A 20,096-nucleotide genomic window follows, 5' to 3' on the forward strand; every position below is an offset into this window, starting at 1 on the left:
ACCTCAGTTGGAGCAATTATCCCCTTTAGAGGTGTCCAGGAACATTGGACCACTACACACGACCGACGGACTGCTTGCGAAGGAAAAAGGCAAGCCGTCCCCTTTGGCGACTGCTGCCTTCATGGGCTACCCGAACGTTGTTGCGGCGCTGCTCACGTCCGATCTTGTAAGAACCCACATCAACGATGCCGATGAGATGGGGCTGACGCCATGGATTGCCGCGAATTTTTCTCTGAGACAGAGCATGTGGGTATGCAATCCTGCTGTACTCGGCGATCCTTTCAAATTTGTGCCGTTGTTTGTGACACAACCTTATTACCTGGCTAATCCAACGCCTCCATATAAGAAGACACGCGAAGTGCTAGAAGAAGCAGGCGCATCCCCCGATCTGGCCAAGGCAAAGGAAGTGTGGCTCGCAAACTGCAAACATCAGTCGGATGAGGCAAAGACCAGGGTGCAAGCCAGCGACGACCTGCAGAAGACCGTTCAAGAGCTGGGTGCGAACGATTTGACATCGCTGTTAAGGAAGCTTCAAAAGAAGACCGCAGAGCCACAAACGAAGCAGTGACCGGCCACCGGATGCGCGACACCGTCCGCACCTTCAGGCCGGAAGTTTTTGCTTAGGCGTACTGGCCGTGCCTCTCTGCGCAATTGCGCGAAGACTCACACCCCCCGCCGCGTCCTCACCCGCTGCAGCGTCACGTTCTGCGGGCTCCCGGCCCAGACCGCCAGTGCCGAATAGTTATCGGCATTTGGCGCGACCCCCGAATTGAGCATTGCCTCATGCTCGATCAAGAGCGCCCAGTCGTCGACGGTATGAACGATGCGCAGCCTGTCTTCCAGCGCCTCTTGCGCAACGGTCTGCCAAAGCCCATCCGTGCAGAGCAGAAACACATCGCCGTCTTCGAGCGCATGCGGCGGGCTGATCGCGGGCGCAATCGATCCACGCATGCCCAGCGCCATATGCAGCCATCCGGGATTGACGCCGTCGCAGGGCAGCCCCGCGTCCAGCAACTGCTGGCGCACGCTATGGTCGCGCGTGTGCTCGATCAGCGCGCCGCGCGCGAACCGGTATAGCCGGCTGTCGCCAAGGTGGGCCCATTGCGCGAGGTTGTGCCGCCGGTCGATGAAGAGCGCAATCACCGTCGCGCTCATGCGGCCAAGTTCGCGTTCGCGCTGCTGGTACGCGAGTATCGCGCTGTGGGCTTCCTCGATGCAGGCGAGCAGGGTCTGCGCGAGCGTGTGCTCGCGGGTTCGGTCGCTGTGTTGCGCACGCTCCAGGATGCGTTCGACCGCGCAGCGCGCGGCGATCTCGCTGCCTGGCTCGCCCGAGACGCCATCGCTCACGACGAAGCAGGCGTAGTCGTCCGAGATCGTGTAGCCGAGTGCGTCCTGGTTGCTCTCGCGCGTGCCCGCCCGCGAGAACTGCGCACACGAGAGGTTCATGCGTCGCCAGCGCGCGCCGGGCGGCGTCGCGCGTGATAGCTCCTCACTTCGTCGTCGTACGCGCGCAGGAAGGAACGGCCGAAGACTGCGCTGAAGTCGTCCTCGACTGCGAGCATCGTGTCGTGGTGCATGCGTTCGTAGCGGTTCCACAGGCGCACCTTGCGCAGCACTGGCAGGAGTGCTTCGTAGCGGCTCGGTGCGTCGCGTTCGGCGAGGCGCTCGGGCGAGAAGCGCAGCAGCACGTCGTTGAGCGCCGCGCGCATGCCCGCGACCATGGCGATCTGGTGCGCCTGCAGGTCGTGGAATGCGTCCTCGACTGCGCTCGGCGGCGTCATGAAGCCGGGAAACGGCAGGCCGAACATCTGGCGCAGCGCCGCGCTGCCGTCGGGCAGCAGCTTAAGCGGATTGTTCTCGCGGTCGAGCAGCACGGTCATGTCGGCCTTCACTTCGCGCTTGAGGATGCTGCGCGAGGAGAGCAGCCCGACCGTGCCGTTCGCGAACAACGCCAGCAATTGGCCCGCGGTGTGCAACTGCTCCGTTGACCAGTCGCAGGTGGCCTTGTCCAGGCCCGCGCCGCGCAGGAACGCGGAAAGCAGCGCATCGGCGGAATCGGGCGCGGGGGAGGGGGGCTGCGCGCTGGCAGGTGTTGACGCGTGTGCAGCCGAGCTTGCCGCTTCCCTGGGCTCCGGCGCATTCGCGGTGCGCATATCGTGCTGGCTGGCCGCAGACGCCGGAACGGATGCGCGCGGCTGCGGTGGCCGCGCAAGAAACTCAGGCGCGGTATCGTGCTCCGTGTCGGGCTTTGCAGATGTAGTTGCGCGCGCATCTATATGGGCAGCAGGCGCAGTGCGCGGCGTGGCGGATTGCGCCGCTGTCTGCGTGACAGTGTGGCGTGCGAGTTTCGCCTCGTCGCGGCTCGTGCGCGCGAAGAGCGCAAGCGGATCGGTCGGGATAGGTGGAGCGCTTTCTTTGGGCGGCGCGCGGCCTGCGCTTTCGCGCTCCGGCGAGTGTGCTGAATCCACGTGCACTGAGTGCGCGGTATGCGCCACCTCCGCCATACCGTCTTCGCCGGCTTGCGCACGCAGCACATAGGGCCCGATGCGGATCGCGTCGCCGGATTCGAGCGCATGCTCTTCGGTGTATTCGAGCGGCGTGTCGTTGATCTCCACCACCGACACGCTGCTCAAATTCTTCAGCACGCAACGCACGCCGTCGATATGCAGCAGCGCCTGCAGCCGCGAGACCTGACGCGTTTCGTCGGGCAGCACCATCTGGTTGTCGGCATTGCGTCCGATCGTGCCGCCCGGCGCGTGAAACACCACGCTGGTCTCGGTCCGGACCGGTTCTCCTGCGTACTCGATGACGGTCAATTGCATGATGCGGACTGACTCACTCAATAACGGATAAGAAGGCGTTCGCGGCGCAAGACGGCATTCATCAAGACGGCGCGACCTTGCGGCGAGCCGCGTCGAATGCAGGACCCCAAATGGGATGACCTTTCTCCGCGGCGGTAAGCTCGAAGTGCGGGTCGAGCCGCAGGATCGCCTCGAACTCGGCGCGGCATTGCGCGACGCGGTTCGTCACGCAGTAGCTGAAGGCCATCAGCTTGTGCGCTTCGATCTGGGTGGGGCGGTCGCCGTCTTCCACGGCATTGCTGTTGCGCAGCAGCTGGATGGTGCGCGGGTAGTCGCCCGCAATATACGAGTCGTGTGCGGCCGCAACGGTATTCGCGGCGGCGCGCTGCGTGGGCGAGAGGCTGCTGCAGCCGCCCGCGGCGGCGAGCGCCAGTAAAAATGCGCCACTGAGGGCGGCCGGCGTGCAATTCACGCGTAACAAATTCCAGTGCATGGGCCAATTCATCGTTGGCAATCCGGTATTTGCTGCTTCATTCAAGTCATTCGGGTAATTAATACGGATTGAGAAATTTATTTATAGAGCGCGCATTCGGAGAGCGTTGCAGTAAGGAATCGTACGAACTATAGTCTAGTCACCTGATTTTTCCTCATATGAATTATTACTCGTGAGACACCGCTGGCGATAGATTAATTTAATTCCGCGAAGAAGCGAAAGGCATGGCGTCACAGCCTCGTGGCCCGTTACCCGGCACGCCTCTATCAAGACAGGCGTGCCGGGTGCGGCTTTTTTAGCCCCTGCTCGCAGGCATGGAGCGGGGCAGGGCGTGTTTTTGCCGTTGCCTGGGCAACGTGATTCGCGCTGAATCAGAGGATTGGCACGGTATGTACGGAGCGCAAATTAAGCGCGTGCTTCATCCACGCGCCGGGATTTATTTTGCCTTTTTATTATTGGGAGCATGCGCGTCGACCGGGAAGGATTTACCGGTGCCTTATTCCGTCACATTTCAAGTGGCGGCCGACGTTAATCGTGATTCGCAAAACCGGCCCGCGCCAATAGCGTTGCAAACATTCCAGCTCAAATCCGGTAATAATTTCAGCAGGGCCGATTATTTCTCGCTGCAAAGCAAGCCCGAAGACGCGCTGGGCGCCGAGCTGGCGGGCACGGACCGCATCGTCCTGCGTCCCGGAGAGTCGCGCACGATTCACTACTCCGGTGGCGATGCGGTGCGCGCGCTCGGCGTCGTGGCGGGCTATCGCCAGCTCGAAAGGCGCCGCTGGAAGATCGTCGTTGCGCTGCCGCCGCCCGCGAGCACCAATCTGTTCAAGTTCTGGCAGGGCAAGCCCGCCGAGGTGCGTTATGTGGTAGCGGTGCAAGGCGACGGCCTCGCCGCCACGGCGAACGCCGGTGACGCACCATGAACGACCGCATGAATGCTCCTGTTGCGCCCGTTACGGGCGGCACCGGTCAGCGTGACCGTGTGGTGTGGTCCGAAGGCATGTTCCTGCGGCCACAACATTTCCAGCAGCTCGAACGCTACTTCGAGCGCTATGTGCATCTGCGCTGCGCGCCGCTGCAGCGTTATCTGTGGGGCTTTGCGTCGCTGCAGATCGACGCGGAGGCGCTCGCGCACGGCAAGGTGATGCTGCGCGCCGCGAGCGGCATGCTGCCCGATGGCACGCCGTTCGACTTCTCGCATCTCGACGAGGCGCCCGAGGCGCTCGAAGTGGGCGCCGAGGTGCGCGACACCACGGTCGTGCTGGCGCTGCCGGCCACGCGCAGCAGCAGCGCACAGGTCACGTTCGGCGGTGGCGGCGGCGCCGCGCTCGCGCGCTACGTGGCGCATGAAGCCGAGATTGCGGACGTCAACGAGGTGCGGCTCGAGCCTGCGCTCGTGCAGTTAGGACGCCTGAGGCTGAGGCTCGCGCTCGCCAGCAGCGTGGACGACGACTGGCACGTGATGGGCGTGCTGCGCGTGGTGGAGCGGCGCGGCGACCGTCAACTGGTGATCGACGAATCCTATATTCCGCCGCTGCTCGATGCGCACGCGCATCCGCAGCTCGTCAGCTACATGCAGGAGCTGGACCGGCTGCTCGCGCAGCGCAGCGAGCTGCTAGCCGGGCGGCTTGCGCAGCCGGGCCGCGGCGGCGTCTCCGAGGTCGCCGACTTCCTGCTGTTGCAGCTCGTCAACCGCTACCTGGCCGTGACTTCGCACACGGCGCGTACGCCCGGCGTTCACCCCGAGCTGCTGTTTCGCGACTGGCTCAAGCTCGCCTGCGATTTCGCCACCTTCACGGCGGCCTCGCGCCGGCCCGAGGTGCTGCCGCTCTATCAGCACGACGACCTGCGCGCGACTTTCGGCGAGCTGTTCGCGGAGCTGCGGCGCTCGCTTGCCACCGTGTTCGACCAGCATGCCGTGCAGATCGCGCTCACCGACGCGGGCAATGGCATGCAAGTGGCCGTGATTGCCGACACCTCGCTGCTGCGCGATGCGGGCTTCGTGCTGGCGGTGCGCGCCGACGTGCCCGCCGAGAGCGTGCGCACGCGCTTTCCCGCCCAGGTCAAGCTTGGGCCGGTGGAGCGCATCCGCGATCTGGTGCAACTGCAATTGCCCGGCATTCCTGTGCGTGCGTTGCCGGTCGCGCCGCCTCAGATTCCCTATCACGCCGGCCATAGCTACTTCGAGATCGACAAGGGCGGCGACCTCTGGCGCCAGCTCGAGCGCTCGGGCGGTCTTGCGCTCCACCTGGCCGGCGAGTTTCCGGGCCTCAGAATGGAGTTCTGGGCGATCCGCGACATGCGCGCAGGCGACATGCGCGTAGGTGACATGCGCGTAGGCGACGTGCGCGTAGGCGATTCGTGGGAACGAGACACGCGATGAACCCGCTCAACGATCCTTTTGCCACACAACGCGAGGCCGGCCGCGCGACTGGCAGTGGGGTCTTCATGGCCTCGCACCCGGATCTTGCCCCGGTAGCCCCGGTAGCCCCGGTAGCGGGCGACCAGACGTGGCACGCCGATACGCCACCCGGCGAGGCGCGCTGGTTCGCAGGCGCGGCGGCGGCCGCGGCCGTGGCCACGGAGGGTGGCAATCCGCTCGTGGCCGCCGCCAACGCACTGCTGAACCTGATCCCGCAGATCCGCTACACCGTGCACCATCCGAATCCGGCCTGGCTGCGCGAGCATCTCGCCAACGAGATCCGCCAGTTCGAGGAGCGCGCGCGCAGCGCGGGCGCCACGCCCGAGCAGATCGGCGCGGCGCGCTATGGCCTGTGCACGGCGCTGGACGAGGCGGCGGCCCTCACGCCGTGGGGCGGGGCGGGCGACTGGTCGGCGAACAGCTTGCTCGTCGCGTTCCACAACGAGACCTGGGGCGGAGAAAAATTCTTCGAACTCCTCAATCGTTTGATGCAGCAGCCGCGTGAGCAACTGAATCTGCTCGAACTGCTCTATTACTGTCTGGTGCTCGGCTTCGAGGGGCGCTACCGCGTGCTCGACAACGGCCGCGCCCAGCTCGACGATCTGCGCCACACCCTCGCGCGCACGATCCGCGGCGTGCGCGGCGACTACGACGCAGCGCTCTCGGCACACTGGCGCGACGAGATCGCGCGCGAAGACCCGCATCGCTTCGGCATCCCGCTGTGGGCCTGTGCCGCGCTCACCGTGCTAATGGGCTTTGGCGTGTACGTCGGGCTCGATCTCGCGCTGGCGGGGCGCTCGGACAAGGCGTTCGCGATGATCGGCCGGCTTCAGATCCCGAGCGTGCGCCTGCAGGCCGCCGAGCCGCAGGCCGTGCGCCCGGTGCCGCCGCCGCGGCTGGCCGGTTTTCTCGCGCCGGAGATCGCCGAGGGCCTCGTGGAGGTGCGCGACGCCACCGACCGCAGCGTGATCGTGCTGCGCGGCGACGGCCTCTTCGAATCGGGCTCCGCCACCGTGATCGACCGCTACCAGCCGACGCTCGCGCGCGTGGCCGCCGCGCTCGCACGCGTGCCCGGCGCCGTCGTCGTGGCTGGGTACACGGACAATGTGCCGGTGCATAGCGCGCGCTTCCCGTCGAACTGGGATCTTTCTGTCGAGCGTGCCCAGGCCGTCGCGGCCATTCTGGCCGCGCGTCTTGGCGACGCCTCGCGCGTGCGCGCCGAAGGGCGCGGCGCCACCGATCCCGTGGCGCCCAACGACAGCGCGGCCAACCGCGCGCGCAACCGGCGCGTGGAGATCACGTTGCTCGCCGCGCCGCCGAAGCTCGCGGCGCCGGGCGCGGGAGACGCGCCATGAGCCGCCTGGGGCATTCGGCCTGGCATGCCTTGCGCACGCTCGTGAGCGCACGTGTGTGGGCCGTTATCGGCCTCGTCGCGCTCGCGGCGCTGATCTGGCTCGTCGGGCCGCTGATCGCGGTGGGCGCGTACCGTCCGCTCGACAGCGTGCTGGCGCGCATGGTCCTCGTCGTGCTGATCGTCGCCGTGTGGGCTGCGCGCGTGGGGTATCGGCACTGGCGCGCGGCGCAACTGAACGCGCAAATGCTGAGCCAGTTGCGCGAGCCCGTGCAGAGCCGCGCCGCGCGCGAGGAGGAAGCGCCGCATGCGCAGGAGCTGAAGAGCCGCTTCGACGAGGCCGCGCGCCTCTTGCGCAGCGCGCGGCTGGGCACCGCGCACAGCGGTGCCCAGCATGGCCAGGGCTTGCGCGGCAGGCTCGGGCGCTGGTTCGAAGGCTTGACCCGCCAGTATCTCTATCAACTGCCGTGGTACGTCTTCATCGGCGCGCCCGGCTCGGGCAAGACCACGGCGCTGGTCAACTCGGGCCTGACGTTCCCGCTCGCCGAGCAGTTCGGCAAGGCCGCGATCCGCGGCGTGGGCGGCACGCGCCATTGCGACTGGTGGTTCACCAATGAGGCCGTCCTGATCGATACGGCGGGCCGCTACGCCACGCACGAGAGCAACCGCGTGCTCGATCAGGACGAATGGTCCGGCTTTCTCGCACTCCTGAAGAAGTACCGGGTGCGCCAGCCGCTGAACGGCGCGCTCCTGACGATCAGCGTTTCCGATCTGCTGGGCGCCTCCGAGGTCGAGCGCACCGGGCATGCGATGGCGCTGCGCAAGCGCCTGCAGGAACTGCGCACGGAGCTTGGCATCCAGTTTCCCGTGTATGTGCTCGTGACGAAGGCGGACCTGCTCTCGGGCTTCACCGACTACTTCGGCCGCCTGAACCGCACCGAACGCGCGCAGGTGTGGGGCTTCACGATCTCGCTCGCGCAGACCGAGGCACGCGAGTTCAATCTGCGCGCCGTGTTCGAGCGCGAATACCGGCTGCTGCACCGGCGCCTGAACGACGCGCTGCCCGAGCTCTTCAGCGCCGAGCCCGACGCGCGCCGGCGCGAGCTCATTTATTCGCTGCCGCAGCAGTTCATCGGCTTGCAGGAGGTGCTCGGGCAGTTCGTCGAGCAGGTGTTCTCGAGCTCGCGCTTCGACGCCATGCCGCTCTTGCGCGGCGTCTACTTCACGAGCGGCACACAGGAAGGCACCGTGTTCGATCGCGTGATGGGCGGCATCAAGCGCTTTCTCAAGATCGATGGCGTGCCGCCCGCGCCGCATGCGGCAGCGGCGAGCGGGCGCAGCTTTTTCCTCAAGGATCTGCTGCAGGAGCTGATCTTCAAGGAGGCGCGCCTCGCGGGCACCGACCTGCGCTGGTATCAGCGCCAGCGCATGCTCGCGCTCGTCTGCTACGCGGCGCTCGCGCTGTTGCTGGCGGGCGCGCTCGTGGCCTGGGTGGGCAGCTATGCGCGCAATCGCGCGTATCTGGCCTCGGTCGAGGCGCGCGTGCCGCAGATCGACCGCGCACTGCAGGGCGTGACGATCACCGACGCCGATAACATCGCGCGCGTGCTGCCGATGCTCGACGCGATGCGCAACATTGGGCACGTGGAGGCGGTCGATCCGGCGGACGCGCCGCTCGCGTACCGCTGGGGGCTGTTCCAGGGCGACAAGATCCAGTCGGCCGCCGAGAACGTCTACCACCGCGCACTCGACGAGCTGCTGCTGCCGCTGGCCGCGCGGCGCCTCGAAACGGCGGTGCGCGATGCGCCACCCGACGACCCCGCCTATGTGTACGCGGCGCTCAAGGCGTATCTGATGCTGTACGACAGCGCCCACTACGATCCGGATTTCGTGCAGGCGGTGCTGGACCTGGAGATTGCCTCGGCACCCGGCACGCAGTTGACGAGCGCGGAGCGCCGCGACCTGCGCGCCCACATGGCGGCGCTCTTCGCGGGCCGCGTGGTGGTCTCGCCATTCGCGCAGAACGAGCAGATGGTGGCGGCGGCGCGCGAGAAGCTCATGCAGCTCACCTTCGCGCAGCGTCTCTATGCGCAGCTCGCGCGCACGCTGCGGCCCGCGGCGGTGGCCTACGACGTGAGCGCAGCGCAGATGGCGGGACCCTCGGGCGCGCTGGTGTTCCGGCGTGCGAGCGGCGCGAGCCTCAATGACGGCGTGCCGGGGCTCTATACGTACGACGGCTACTGGAAGGTGTTCGACACACGCCTCGCGGCGGCGGTGGATGCGTTCGGCCGCGACGAGGTCTGGGTGCTCGGGCGGCACGCGCCGGAGGCCACGACGCCCGCCGCCGTGAGCGCGCAGCTCAAGGACGTGCGCTCGCTCTATTTCGACGATTTCATCCGGCGCTGGGACGACTACCTCGGCGATCTGCGCCTGCAGAGCACGGCGTCGCTGGCGCAGACCACGCAGATTGCCCGCGTGCTGTCCGCGCCGGACTCGCCGCTCACACATCTGGCCAACGCCGCCGCGAGCGAGACCACGCTTGCGCGGAGCGCGGGCGGTGGCGGAGGTCTCGCGGCGGGTGCGCAGGACAAGGTGAACCAGGCGCGCGAATCGCTCGCGCAGATCTTCGGGCAGCCGCAGGGCGGCGGCGATGCAACGGGCGGCGACGCGCGGCCCGAAGCGGTGGTCGACGCGCATTTCGCGGGCCTGCGCGAGTTCGGCGTCCAGGATGCGGGCGGCGCCGGTGCTGCCGATGGCTCGGGCGGCCTGGCTGGCGCCGGTGGTGCCGTTGCTGCAAATGCGGCGCTGGCCGCGGTGCTCAAATCGATCGACAACCTCTATACGTGGCTCACCGCCGCCGATGCCGCGCTGCGCGGCGGCGGGACCCCGCCGCAATCGGACAGCGCCGACCAGATCCGCGCCGAGGCCGGCCACATGCCAGCGCCGTTCCGGCAGATGCTTGGCGACCTCGCGAACGCCGCGCAGGGCACCGTCACGCACAACGTCGACCAGAGCCTCGCGCAAAGCGCGTCCGTGAACATCGGCGATTTTTGCCGCCAGGCGATCGCGGGGCGCTATCCGTTCGCGCGCGGCTCATCGCGCGATGTGGCGCCTGGCGACTTCGCGCGTGTGTTCGCGCCGGGCGGCATGATGGACGACTTCTTCCAGAAGAACCTGCAAAGCCGGGTGGATACGAGCGTGCAGCCGTGGCGCTTTATCGGTGGCGGCGCATCCGCTTCGCCTGGCTCGACAGGCGCATCGGATGCATCAGGTGCATCGGGCGCGTCAGGCGATAGCGCGCTGCTCGCCTCGTTCGAGAAGGCCGCCGTGATTCGCGACGCGTTCTTCGCCGGCGGCGCGCGCACGCCCACCATCAAGCTGGAGATCAAGCCGCTCGACATGGACCCGGACATCTCCGAATGGACGCTCGACGTGGACGGCCAGCAAGTGCGTTACGCGCACGGTCCGCAGGCCCCGGTGACGGTGCAGTGGCCGGGGCCGCGCGGCATGAACCAGGTGCGGCTGCAGATCGTCGAGCAGAACGGCGCGACCGATGGGTTCGTGACCGAGGGGCCGTGGGCGCTCATGCGCTTGTTCGATCGCGCCGCGTCAGGCCGGGCCGCGTCAGGTCGCGCCGCGTCAGGCCGGGCCGCGTCAGGCAGCGGCCCGGCGCCCGAGCAGATGGTGGCCGGTTTCAACGTGGATCACCACGCCCTCGCCATGCAGGTGAGCGCGGACAGCGTGCGCAATCCCTTGCGTCTCGCTCAACTGGAGTCGTTCTCGTGTCCGGGGAAATCATGAACGGCGCGCGCCATGGCGCCGAGCTCGCGTTGCCCGCCTGGTACGGCAAGCTGCCGGGCGCGGGCGACTTTGTCGGCCGCCGCATGCCGGGGGCGCTCGCACGCACGTGGGAGCAATGGCTCTCGCAGGGCATGGCGGCCGGCCGCGCCAGGCTCGAGGCGCATGCGCCGCTCTGGAGCTTCGCCATCCCCGCCGGCAGCGGCGATGGCTGGGTGCAGCTTGGCTGCGTGGCGCCGAGCTGCGACCGGGTCGGGCGGCGCTATCCGCTCGTGGTGGCGCAGCCAATCGCGCCGGCGGGGGCTGTGCGCGATAGAGCGCATGAAGGGCGTGGCGCGGATGCGCGATCGGCGCTCGCCGGTGCCGACGTGCGCATCCGCCTGATGAGCGCGATCGTGCGCGATGCGATCCGCAGCGCACTGGGACCGGAAGACTTCGATATGGCGCTTGCGCAAGGGATTCAATACGACGCCGGGGCGCCGGCCGCCGCGGGAGGCTGGCCGAATCTTTGGGAGTACTTCGACCCGAACGGCATGACGAGCTTCTGGTGGACCGATGCCGGCGACGGCGCGCCGCGCACCGACGTCCACACCGGCGGACTCGATGCCGCGCTGTTCGAGCGGCTCTTCGGCGAGCCGGGGGGAGCACGGACATGACCGACTCGCACTACGCCGAAGCCGCACCTCACGCCGCGCGCGCTGGCGCGCAAGGCGGCGCGCCGGGCGGTGGCGATGGCGTGCGGCCATTGCCGAACGGCCACCGGCTGGCGGGCTTCGAGCTCGACTCGGTGCTGGGCACGGGCGGCTTCGGCATCGTCTACCGGGCGTTCGACCGTACGCTTCAACGCGCGGTAGCGGTCAAGGAATACATGCCGGCGATGCTGGCGTCGCGCGCCGGCGACTTCACCGTTGCGCTGCGCGCCGCGCGCTACTCGCAGGCATTCGATGCGGGGCGCGCCGCGTTCCTGAACGAGGCGCGGCTGCTCGCGCAATTCGATCACCCGGGCCTCGTGAAGGTGCTGCACTTCTGGGAGAGCCATGGCACCGCCTACATGGTGATGCCGTTCTACGAAGGCCAGACGCTCGAGCAATTGCAAAAGCGCGGCAAGCCGATGAGCGAGGCGGCGCTGCTGCGCATGCTGGCGGCGGTGCTTGGCGCGCTCGACGTGCTGCATCGCGCGCAGTGCTTTCATCGCGACATCTCGCTCGACAACATCCTCATGCTGCCGAACGGGAACCCGGTGCTGCTCGACTTCGGCGCGGCGCGCAAGCTGATCGGCGACATGGTCGACGAGACCGCCATGATGCTCAAGCCCGGCTACGCGCCAATCGAGCAATACACGGACGATCCCGCGTTCAGGCAGGGGCCGTGGACCGATATCTATGCGCTGGGCGCGCTCGCGCATGCGCTGATGACGGGCGAGCTGCCGCCGGCGGCGGTGGTGCGCAGCATTCAGGACCAGTACCGGCCGCTCGCCGGCCGTGAGTCGACAAGCGGCGAGCACGCTGGCGAGCATAACGGTGAGCACTACGGCGAGCGCTTGCGGGCCGCCATCGACCACGCGCTGGCGCTGCGGATTGAGGACCGGCCCGAGTCGGTGGCGGCATTTGCCCAGGCGCTCGGACTGCACGAGCCCACGCCGGGCGTGTTCGTGCCGGCGGGCTATGACGCCCCGGCACGCACGGCGAGCCATGACGGTGGCGTCGAGCGCGTTGCGGCACTGGCAGGCGCGGCCATTGCCGGGGATGCGGCCGACGGAGCGGCGCGTGCGGCGCGAGACGAGAGGGCGGAAGCGCCCGATGCGGCGAAGCATGCCGCGGAGAAACCGCTTGCCGGGACGCCGGAGGTGGCAGTGTCTGGTGTGGCGACGCCGGATGCCGGGAAACCCTCAGACGTGGCACCGGATGCGCAAGCGCCATTGACAGCCGCAGCGGTAGCCGCTGCCGTGGCAGGCGCCCAGGGTGATTCGGCATCCGAAAAATCGTCGTCGCGTGTTGCATGGCGGGTCATTCGTATCCCCGTTCTGGTCGTGCTGCTCGTTCTCGCGGTGGGCATTCCGGCGCTGCGCTACGCGATCCGCGCGCCGGCCGGTTCTACGCAGACAGCCGCGAACCGGAGCGTGCCCGTTGCGCCCGCCCCACGGGCGAGCCACGCGGCAACCCTGGCGCTTGCGGCTCCCGCCGCCAACCCGCCCGCGCAGCCGGCCGCTGGCGGCGCGAATACGGCCACGCAGGCGCAGCAGCAAGCAGATGCAACGACACCCGGTTCCGGCCCGACCCCCGCCGCGCCCGCGATGGCCACGGACACAGCGGTCGTAGAGGTACAGGCCGGCAAAGACAAGCCCGTCAACGCCACCGATCTGGCCGCCGCGCCCCAGCAAGCCGCGCCGGAACCGCCCGCTGCCGCAGAGCCGCAGGTCGCACAAACGCCCCCGCGCGCGTCGCTCCCGCCCTCGGTGCGCATCCCCGCGCCGATGCCGCCGGTGCGCGTGCACTTCCAGGTGCTGCCGTGGGGCGAGGTCTACGTCGACGGCGTGAGGCGCGGCGTGAGTCCCCCTTTTCATTCGACGAGCCTGACGCCTGGCACCCATCGCATCGAGATCCGCAACGGCTCGCTCACGCCATACGTGCGTACCGTGACGCTCGATCCCGGCAGCCCGCCGCTCGAAATCAGCTACCGGTTCGAGTAATTGCGCCAAGGAGCCCGAACGATGATCGAAACCCTGCTCGCACCGATCAGCGCCGATGCGCCGTGCGGACCGGACCTCGAATACGACGCCGACTTCCTGGCGTTGCAGCGCTGCGCCACGGCGAGGCCCGAGGAGCAATACGGCGACGTGCTCATCGCCGGGCAGTCGCCCGCGTGGCGCGAGGCGGAGCGCCTCGCGCTCGAACTGCTCGCGCGCACGAAGGACCTGCGCATCGTCGTGCCGCTCACCTGGGCGTGGCTCGACAGCCGCGGCCTGCAAGGCTATGCGGACGGCTTGCGGCTCGCGGCGGCGCTGCTCGATGCGTACTGGGAGCCGCTGCACCCGGCGCTGGTCGTGGAAGGCGAGGCCGATCCGCTGCCGCGCTTCAATACGCTGGCCGAGCTTGCGGGGCCGCAGGGCTGCGTGCGCTTGGCGCGCGAGCAGCCGCTCCTTGGCACGCTGAGCGTGAGCGCGGCCGCAGAGCTGATACAGCAAGGCGAGGGCGGCGAAAGTGGCAACCCCGGTGGCAACCTCGGCGGCAACCCGGCAGGCAACTACGCTGGCGGGCGCGAACGCTTCGTGCACGAATTGCGCGCGGCGTTCGCGGCGGGAGACCCCGTGCTGCTCGCGGCGCTTGCGGTGCGGGAACAGCTAGCGGGGTTGCGGCGCCGGGTGAGCGAGCGCCTGGGCGACGCGTGGACGCTCGATGCGAGTGCGTTCGAGCGGCAGCTTGCGGCGCTGGCCGCCGTGATCGCGCCAGATATGGCGCAGGCACAAGCGCAAACGCAGCCGCAGACACAAGAGGCGTCACAAGCCACGCCAGACATCAACGCACAAAACCTGGCGCAATACGCGGCGCAAGCATCGCAAGGCCTGCCCCCGCCGCAGCGCGCGGCTGGACCGCCCGCCGCGAACGGCGCGGCGTGGCGCGACGCCGAGATTTCGAGCCGGGCCGACATCGACTTCGGACTCGAAAAGATGTGCCGCTACCTCGAATTGCACGAGCCGAGCCACCCGGCGCCCATTTTTTTACGCCGCGCGCAGCGCCTGCTCTCGCTGAACTTCTACGAGATCTTCCGCGACATCGCGCCGGAGAGCGTGCGGGAGCTCGAGCACCTGAGCGGAAACCGCAATGAAACGCCGCAGTGAACCGCGCGGTGAATCGGAGTGCTGATTGATGGGGCGTGGCTTCGGGGGCCGCGCGGGAAACAACATACGGACCGGCGCCGGCTCTGGCGCCGGACGCGATCCTGTTGAGCGCACACGTTGCGCGGGAGCTGACTCACATGTCTCGTTACAAGTCATCGGCAGGCGCTCAGAAGTTCATCGGGCGCAATCGCGCGCCGCGCGTGCAGATCGAATACGACGTCGAGCTTTATGGCGCCGAGCAGAAAGTGCAACTGCCCTTCGTGATGGGCGTGCTGGCCGATCTCGCCGGCAACCGCAGCGAGGCGCTGCCCGAGCTGGCCGAGCGCCGCTTCATGGAGATCGACGTCGACAACTTCGACGACCGCATGAAGTCGATCGCGCCGGCGCTCGCGTTCCAGGTGCCCAACACGCTCACGGGCGACGGCACGATGAGCGTCGAGCTTGCGTTTCGCAGCATCGACGACTTTGCACCCGCCGCGCTCGCGCGCAACGTCGAGCCCCTGCGGCGGCTGCTCGAAGCGCGTACCCAGCTCGCGAACCTGCTTTCGTACATGGACGGCAAGCGCGGCGCCGAAGCGCTGATCGCGAGGGCGTTGGGCGATCCGGCACTGCTCGCCGAACTCTCTCAGCCGCAGCCGGATTCACAGCCGGATTCACAGCCGGATTCGCAGCCGCATTCGCAACCCAACGCACTCGCCGCGCCGCAGGCAGACCGCGATGGACGCGGGCCCCGCAGCGCTGAAACCCGGCAGGAGGACGACCATGAGCGCAAGTGAGATGCAAGGTGCACAGCCCAGCCCAACCTCCACGTTGCCCGCGGCCACGCTGAACGGCGACGCATTCTCCGTGCTGCTGGAGCGCGAGATCAGCCCCAAGACCGAGCTTGCGCGCGTGGCGGTGCAGACGGCGGTGCAGACGCTCGCGCGCGAGGCGCTCGAGCAGAGCCGCACGGCGACCTTGTCGTCGGACGCGTACGAGGGCGTGCGGCAGATGATTGGCGCGATTGACGAGAAGCTTTCCGCACAGATCAACGCGATGCTTCATCACCCGGACTTTCAGCGGCTGGAGTCCGCGTGGCGCGGGCTGCACTATCTCGTGAACAACACCGAATCCGACGAGATGCTCAAGATTCGCGTGCTGCCCGCGAGCAAGAAGGAGGTGGCCCGCATGCTCAAGCGCCACAAGGGTATCGCCTGGGACCAGAGCCCGCTCTTCAAGAAGGTCTATGAAGAGGAGTACGGACAACTGGGCGGCGAGCCGTTCGGCTGTCTCGTGGGCGATTATTACTTCGATCACAGCCCGCCCGATGTGGAGATGCTGCAATCGATCTCCAGGATCGCGGCGGCGGCGCATGCGCCGTTTATCGGCGGCGTGTCGTCGGCGCTGATGCAGATGGACTCGTGGCAGGAGCTCTCCAACCCGCGCGACCTCACGAAAATTTTTCAGAACACCGAGTATGCCGCGTGGCGCAGCCTGCGCGAATCGGATGACTCGCGCTACGTCGGCCTCGCCATGCCACGCTTTCTTGCCCGCCTGCCTTATGGCGCGCGCACCGACCCCGTCGACGAATTCGAGTTCGAGGAGCAAACCGACGGCGCGCGCCACGACCGCTACACCTGGGCGAACGCGGCCTATGCGATGGCGGCCAACATCAACCGCTCGTTCAAGCTCTATGGCTGGTGCTCGGCGATTCGCGGGGTGGAGTCGGGGGGCGCCGTCGAGAATCTGCCGTGCCACACGTTCCCCACCGACGACGGCAACGTCGACCTCAAGTGTCCGACCGAGATCGCGATCAGCGACCGCCGCGAGGCGGAACTCGCGAAGAACGGCCTGATTCCGCTCATCCACCGCAAGAACTCCGACGTGGCGGCGTTCATCGGCGTGCAGTCGCTCTATCAGCCCGGCGAGTATCACGATCCGGACGCCACCGCGAACGCGCGGCTCTCCGGCCGGCTGCCGTATCTGTTCGCCTGCAGCCGCTTCGCGCACTACCTCAAGTGCATCGTGCGCGACAAGGTGGGGTCTTTCCGCGAGCGCCCTGAGATGGAGCGCTGGCTCAACGACTGGATCATGAACTATGTGGACGGAGACCCCGCGAACTCGTCGCAGGACACCAAGGCGCGCAAGCCGCTGGCCGAAGCGCGCGTGGTGGTGGACGCCGTGGACGACAACCCGGGCTACTACTCGGCGCGCTTCTTCCTGCGGCCGCATTACCAGCTGGAGGGGTTGACGGTGTCGCTGCGGCTGGTATCGCGACTGCCGGCCTTGCAGGCCGCGGACAGTTGATCAGGATCGCGAATCGATGGAGGCCGCGCTTGACGGCGCGTGCCGATGGCGCACGGTTGGGCAAACAGGAGAAACACAATGGGCGTGGCGATGTTCATGAAGGTGGATGGCGCAACCGGCGAATCTGCCGACAAGCAGCATGGCGGCTGGAGTGACATCCAGTCGTTTTCCTGGGGCGCGACGCAGCCGGCCGCCATGTCGACGGGAGGCGGCGGCAATGCGGGCAAGGCGAACTTCGACGACCTCGTGGTGCTGGCCTATATGGACAAGGCCACCCCCGCGATCATCAAACACTGCGCGAGTGGCAAGCATCTATCGAAAGTGGAGATCTCGTCGTGCAAGACCGGCGGCGAGCAGATCGAGTTCTCGCGCGTCACGCTGGAGGAAGTGATCGTGACCACGGCGCGCGTGGTGGGCGCCGACACGAGCGACGCGACCGACCGGCTCATGATGCAGTACGGCTTTCAGGCGGCGCGCGTGAAGAAGCAGTACTGGGAGCAAAACGAGAACGGCGGCAAGGGGCCCGAGGTGACGATGGGCTGGGACATCAAGAAGAACACCGAGATGTGAGGCCCGTATGCCGAGGGATTTCGCTCATCCGGACTCCGTGCGCGAAGCGTACCCGGCGCACCAGCGGCACGTCACGCATCGGAGCCACGCTGGCTCGGTGCACAGAGGCGTCGCGCGGCCGATGCTGTTCGACCGCCTGCGCGATGACGCGCAGCAGCAGAGCGCCGCCGCGTTGTCGCCGTCCGCGCAGGCGCCGTACCGGGGCGTCGAGCGTGCCGGCGGGCTGCTCGAAGCGGTGCTGCGCGACCTCTCCTGGCTGCTGAACACAGCCTGCGCGCTCGATGAACACGACGCCCGCCGCTTTACCGAAGCCGGCCGCTCGGTGCTCAACTTCGGCGTGCCGGCGTTCGCGGGCACGCCGCTGTCCGGGATCGATACGCAGTGCATGGAAAATGCGTTGCGCGAGGCGATCATGTGCTTCGAGCCGCGTCTGCAGGGCGAGAGCGTCGAGGTGCGTTGCGTGAACGACTCGCAGCGCGCCAGCCGGCACAACGTGCTGACCTTCGAGATTGCCGGGCGCCTCGCGTGTGTGGAGCCGCCGCTCGCCATGCTGCTGCATACGGAGCTCGATCTGGACTCGGGCATCGCGTTGCTTCGCCCGCTGAGCAGGCCATAGGATGGACGCACGCTTTCTCGACTACTACAACCGCGAGCTGGCTTATCTGCGCGAGCTGGGCGCGGAGTTCGCGCGCCAGTATCCAAAAGTCGCCGGCGGCCTCGGCATGCACGGCATCGACGTGGCCGACCCGTTCGTCGAGCGCCTGCTCGAAGGCTTCTGCTTTCTCACGGCGCGCGTGCAGTTGAAGATGGATGCGGAGTTCCCGCGCTTTTCCGAGCGGCTGCTCGATGTCGTGTACCCCGATCATCTTGCGCCCACGCCCTCGATGGCGGTCGCCCAGTTCGAGGCCGACCCGGCGCAGGGCACGCTTGGCCAGGGCTTTACCGTGCCGGCCGGGACCAGCCTCATGGCGGCCGCGCCGCGCGGCATGGGGAGCGCCTGCGAGTTCCGCACCGCGCATGCGGTGACGTTGTGGCCCCTCACGCTGCGCGCCGTCGAACTCGTGCCGGTGCCGGCAGGGCTCGCGCTGCCCGCGGGGGGGAGCACGGGCGCGCGGCGTGCCCTGCGCATCTTGCTGGCCGCGCGCGGCGGAACGAGTCTGAATCGCCTGCCCATCGACCAGCTCACGTTTTTTCTCAGTGCTCCTGAGCGACAGGCGATGCGGCTGCTCGAACTCGTATGCGCAGGCACGCTCGGCGTCGTGTTGCGCGATGGGGGTAAGGATGGGGGCCGGGAAAACGCGGGCGGCAAGCACCTGGCATCGCTCGGGCCAGAGGCGCTCGTCCACGAAGGGTTCGACGCGGACCAGGCACTGTTTCCGCCCAGCTCGCGCGGCTTCGAGGGCTACCGGATCTTGCGCGAGCACTTCGCGTTTGCCGCGCGCAACCTCTTTTTCAGCGTGCGCGGCCTGCGCGAGGCGTTCGAGGCGTCGGGCGGCGAGTGCATCGAGATGCTCCTCTTGCTCGACGGCGACGATGCCGATCTCGAACGCAGCATTGACGCGTCTCACCTCGCGCTCGATTGCACCCCCGCGATCAACCTGTTTCCGAAGCGCACGGAGCGCATTCCGGTCACGCCGGGCACGAGCGAGTACCGGCTGATGGTCGATCGCACGCGCGCGCTGGACTACGAGATCTTCGCGGTGAAGCGCGTGATCGGCCATCGCGCGGGCGAGGGGGGCGAGGGGCGCGAGCAAGGCGATTGCGTGTTCCATCCGCTTTACATGGCCACCGCCGACGATGCCGGGGAGTCCGGCGCCTGGTATTCGGCACGGCGCGAGACGCGGCTCGTCGGCACCCAGGCGCGGCGCGGCGGCGTGCGCTCGAACTATGCGGGCACCGACGTCTACGTGTCGCTCGTCGACCGCCGGCAAGCGCCTTTCGACGAGCGCATCGAGTTGCTTTGCGCGGACACGCTGTGCACGAACCGCGACCTGCCGCAGCATCTCGCGGCAGCAGGCGTCATCGATCTCACACTGAAGATCTCCGCACCGGTGAGCCGCGTGCGCATCGTGCGCGGCCCCTCGGCGCCGCGTCCGCCGCTCGCGCAAGACCAGGCCAACTGGCGGCTGATCGCGCACCTGGGGCTGAACTATCAGCCGCTCGCCGGGACCGAGGACGAGACCGGCGCACAGCGGCTGCGCGAGCAACTGGAGATCTACGCGGACCCCGCCGACGCGCCGCTCGCGCGCCGCATCCGCGGCATCCGGCGGCTCGCGTGCACGCCGGTGTTCAGACGCCTGCCGGTGGCGGGGCCGCTCGTCTACGGGCGCGGGGTGCGCGTGGAAATGACCGTCGACGACCACGCCTTCGCCGGCGACAGCCCTTACGCGCTCGGCGCGGCGCTCGAGCAATTCTTCGCGCGGCATGCGTCGATCAACGCGTTCGTCGAATTCGCGCTGTATTCGGCGCAGCGCGGCGAGATTGTGCAATGGCCCGCACGCATTGGCCGCAGGCCGGCGATATGAATAACCAGT

Annotated in this window: 15 protein-coding genes and 1 pseudogene; 13 read left to right on the forward strand and 3 right to left on the reverse strand. The window is 67.9% G+C overall.

Annotation, left to right across the window (positions count from 1 at the left end; translation table 11 throughout):
- On the forward strand, positions 1–568 hold a 568-nt coding region (locus tag EYW47_RS18705; protein ID WP_338117830.1), incomplete at its 5' end, for a hypothetical protein.
- Positions 569–663: 95 nt separating this feature from the next.
- On the opposite strand, the gene EYW47_RS18710 is transcribed toward EYW47_RS18705, so the two are convergent.
- The 3 genes from EYW47_RS18710 to EYW47_RS18720 form a co-directional block, all read right to left on the reverse strand.
- Positions 664–1,446 carry a PP2C family protein-serine/threonine phosphatase gene (locus EYW47_RS18710; protein WP_133196334.1) on the reverse strand — a complete coding sequence of 261 codons (783 nt, stop codon included), beginning with the start codon at positions 1,444–1,446 and terminating at the stop codon, positions 664–666.
- Positions 1,443–2,822, reverse strand: a complete 1,380-nt coding sequence (gene tagH, locus EYW47_RS18715) for a type VI secretion system-associated FHA domain protein TagH (protein WP_133196335.1) — start codon at positions 2,820–2,822, stop codon at positions 1,443–1,445. Before tagH ends, EYW47_RS18710 begins: the two co-directional genes overlap by 4 nt.
- Positions 2,823–2,883: 61 nt before the next feature.
- The gene (locus tag EYW47_RS18720; RefSeq protein ID WP_240763786.1) at positions 2,884–3,306 is read right to left on the reverse strand and encodes a TssQ family T6SS-associated lipoprotein; all 423 of its coding nucleotides are present in this window, start codon (positions 3,304–3,306) and stop codon (positions 2,884–2,886) included.
- 377 nt (positions 3,307–3,683) lie between these two features.
- On the opposite strand from EYW47_RS18720, the gene tssJ reads away from it, so the two are divergent.
- From tssJ to tssF, 12 genes and pseudogenes are all read left to right on the forward strand, one after another.
- The gene (gene tssJ, locus EYW47_RS18725) at positions 3,684–4,220 is read left to right on the forward strand and encodes a type VI secretion system lipoprotein TssJ (protein ID WP_133196336.1); all 537 of its coding nucleotides are present in this window, start codon (positions 3,684–3,686) and stop codon (positions 4,218–4,220) included.
- Between the two features lie 8 nt (positions 4,221–4,228).
- A pseudogene (tssK, locus tag EYW47_RS18730) lies at positions 4,229–5,596 on the forward strand (type VI secretion system baseplate subunit TssK); the annotation flags it as partial.
- Positions 5,597–5,676: 80 nt separating this feature from the next.
- Positions 5,677–7,074 carry a DotU family type VI secretion system protein gene (locus EYW47_RS18735; protein WP_240763788.1) on the forward strand — a complete coding sequence of 466 codons (1,398 nt, stop codon included), beginning with the start codon at positions 5,677–5,679 and terminating at the stop codon, positions 7,072–7,074.
- 5 nt (positions 7,075–7,079) lie between these two features.
- Complete coding sequence (gene tssM, locus EYW47_RS18740; protein ID WP_377785349.1) at positions 7,080–10,871, forward strand: type VI secretion system membrane subunit TssM; 3,792 nt, start codon at positions 7,080–7,082, stop codon at positions 10,869–10,871.
- Positions 10,853–11,524, forward strand: a complete 672-nt coding sequence (gene tagF, locus EYW47_RS18745; protein ID WP_240763790.1) for a type VI secretion system-associated protein TagF — start codon at positions 10,853–10,855, stop codon at positions 11,522–11,524. The genes tssM and tagF overlap by 19 nt, the downstream gene beginning before the upstream one ends.
- On the forward strand, positions 11,521–13,557 hold the full coding sequence (locus EYW47_RS18750; RefSeq protein WP_133196339.1) for a serine/threonine protein kinase: 2,037 nt from the start codon (positions 11,521–11,523) through the stop codon (positions 13,555–13,557). The genes tagF and EYW47_RS18750 overlap by 4 nt, the downstream gene beginning before the upstream one ends.
- A gap of 21 nt (positions 13,558–13,578) precedes the next feature.
- Positions 13,579–14,706 carry a type VI secretion system protein TssA gene (gene tssA / locus EYW47_RS18755; RefSeq protein WP_133196340.1) on the forward strand — a complete coding sequence of 376 codons (1,128 nt, stop codon included), beginning with the start codon at positions 13,579–13,581 and terminating at the stop codon, positions 14,704–14,706.
- A gap of 137 nt (positions 14,707–14,843) precedes the next feature.
- Entirely contained in the window at positions 14,844–15,482 is a 639-nt protein-coding gene (gene tssB, locus EYW47_RS18760; protein WP_133196341.1) for a type VI secretion system contractile sheath small subunit, read from the forward strand.
- Between the two features lies 1 nt (position 15,483).
- Positions 15,484–16,992 carry a type VI secretion system contractile sheath large subunit gene (tssC, locus tag EYW47_RS18765; protein WP_133196574.1) on the forward strand — a complete coding sequence of 503 codons (1,509 nt, stop codon included), beginning with the start codon at positions 15,484–15,486 and terminating at the stop codon, positions 16,990–16,992.
- Positions 16,993–17,070: 78 nt separating this feature from the next.
- The gene (locus EYW47_RS18770) at positions 17,071–17,562 is read left to right on the forward strand and encodes an Hcp family type VI secretion system effector (protein WP_133196342.1); all 492 of its coding nucleotides are present in this window, start codon (positions 17,071–17,073) and stop codon (positions 17,560–17,562) included.
- 7 nt (positions 17,563–17,569) lie between these two features.
- Positions 17,570–18,178: a type VI secretion system baseplate subunit TssE gene (gene tssE / locus EYW47_RS18775; protein WP_133196343.1), complete on the forward strand. Its 609-nt coding sequence runs from the start codon at positions 17,570–17,572 to the stop codon at positions 18,176–18,178.
- A gap of 1 nt (position 18,179) precedes the next feature.
- Positions 18,180–20,087: a type VI secretion system baseplate subunit TssF gene (gene tssF, locus EYW47_RS18780; RefSeq protein ID WP_133196344.1), complete on the forward strand. Its 1,908-nt coding sequence runs from the start codon at positions 18,180–18,182 to the stop codon at positions 20,085–20,087.
- The last annotated feature ends 9 nt before the right edge of the window (positions 20,088–20,096 follow it).

The organism is Paraburkholderia silviterrae, from assembly GCF_004353915.1.
Taxonomy (GTDB): domain Bacteria; phylum Pseudomonadota; class Gammaproteobacteria; order Burkholderiales; family Burkholderiaceae; genus Paraburkholderia; species Paraburkholderia silviterrae.

Coding starts and splice junctions, on each gene's coding strand:
- EYW47_RS18735 (WP_240763788.1), top strand. CDS start 5,677: ATGAACCCGCTCAACGATCCTTTTGCCACACAACGCGAGGCCGGCCGC.
- EYW47_RS18750 (WP_133196339.1), top strand. CDS start 11,521: ATGACCGACTCGCACTACGCCGAAGCCGCACCTCACGCCGCGCGCGCT.
- tagH (WP_133196335.1), bottom strand. CDS start 2,822: ATGCAATTGACCGTCATCGAGTACGCAGGAGAACCGGTCCGGACCGAG.
- tssC (WP_133196574.1), top strand. CDS start 15,484: ATGCAAGGTGCACAGCCCAGCCCAACCTCCACGTTGCCCGCGGCCACG.
- EYW47_RS18720 (WP_240763786.1), bottom strand. CDS start 3,306: ATGAATTGGCCCATGCACTGGAATTTGTTACGCGTGAATTGCACGCCG.
- tssA (WP_133196340.1), top strand. CDS start 13,579: ATGATCGAAACCCTGCTCGCACCGATCAGCGCCGATGCGCCGTGCGGA.
- EYW47_RS18710 (WP_133196334.1), bottom strand. CDS start 1,446: ATGAACCTCTCGTGTGCGCAGTTCTCGCGGGCGGGCACGCGCGAGAGC.
- tssF (WP_133196344.1), top strand. CDS start 18,180: ATGGACGCACGCTTTCTCGACTACTACAACCGCGAGCTGGCTTATCTG.
- tssB (WP_133196341.1), top strand. CDS start 14,844: ATGTCTCGTTACAAGTCATCGGCAGGCGCTCAGAAGTTCATCGGGCGC.
- EYW47_RS18770 (WP_133196342.1), top strand. CDS start 17,071: ATGGGCGTGGCGATGTTCATGAAGGTGGATGGCGCAACCGGCGAATCT.
- tssJ (WP_133196336.1), top strand. CDS start 3,684: ATGTACGGAGCGCAAATTAAGCGCGTGCTTCATCCACGCGCCGGGATT.
- tssE (WP_133196343.1), top strand. CDS start 17,570: ATGCCGAGGGATTTCGCTCATCCGGACTCCGTGCGCGAAGCGTACCCG.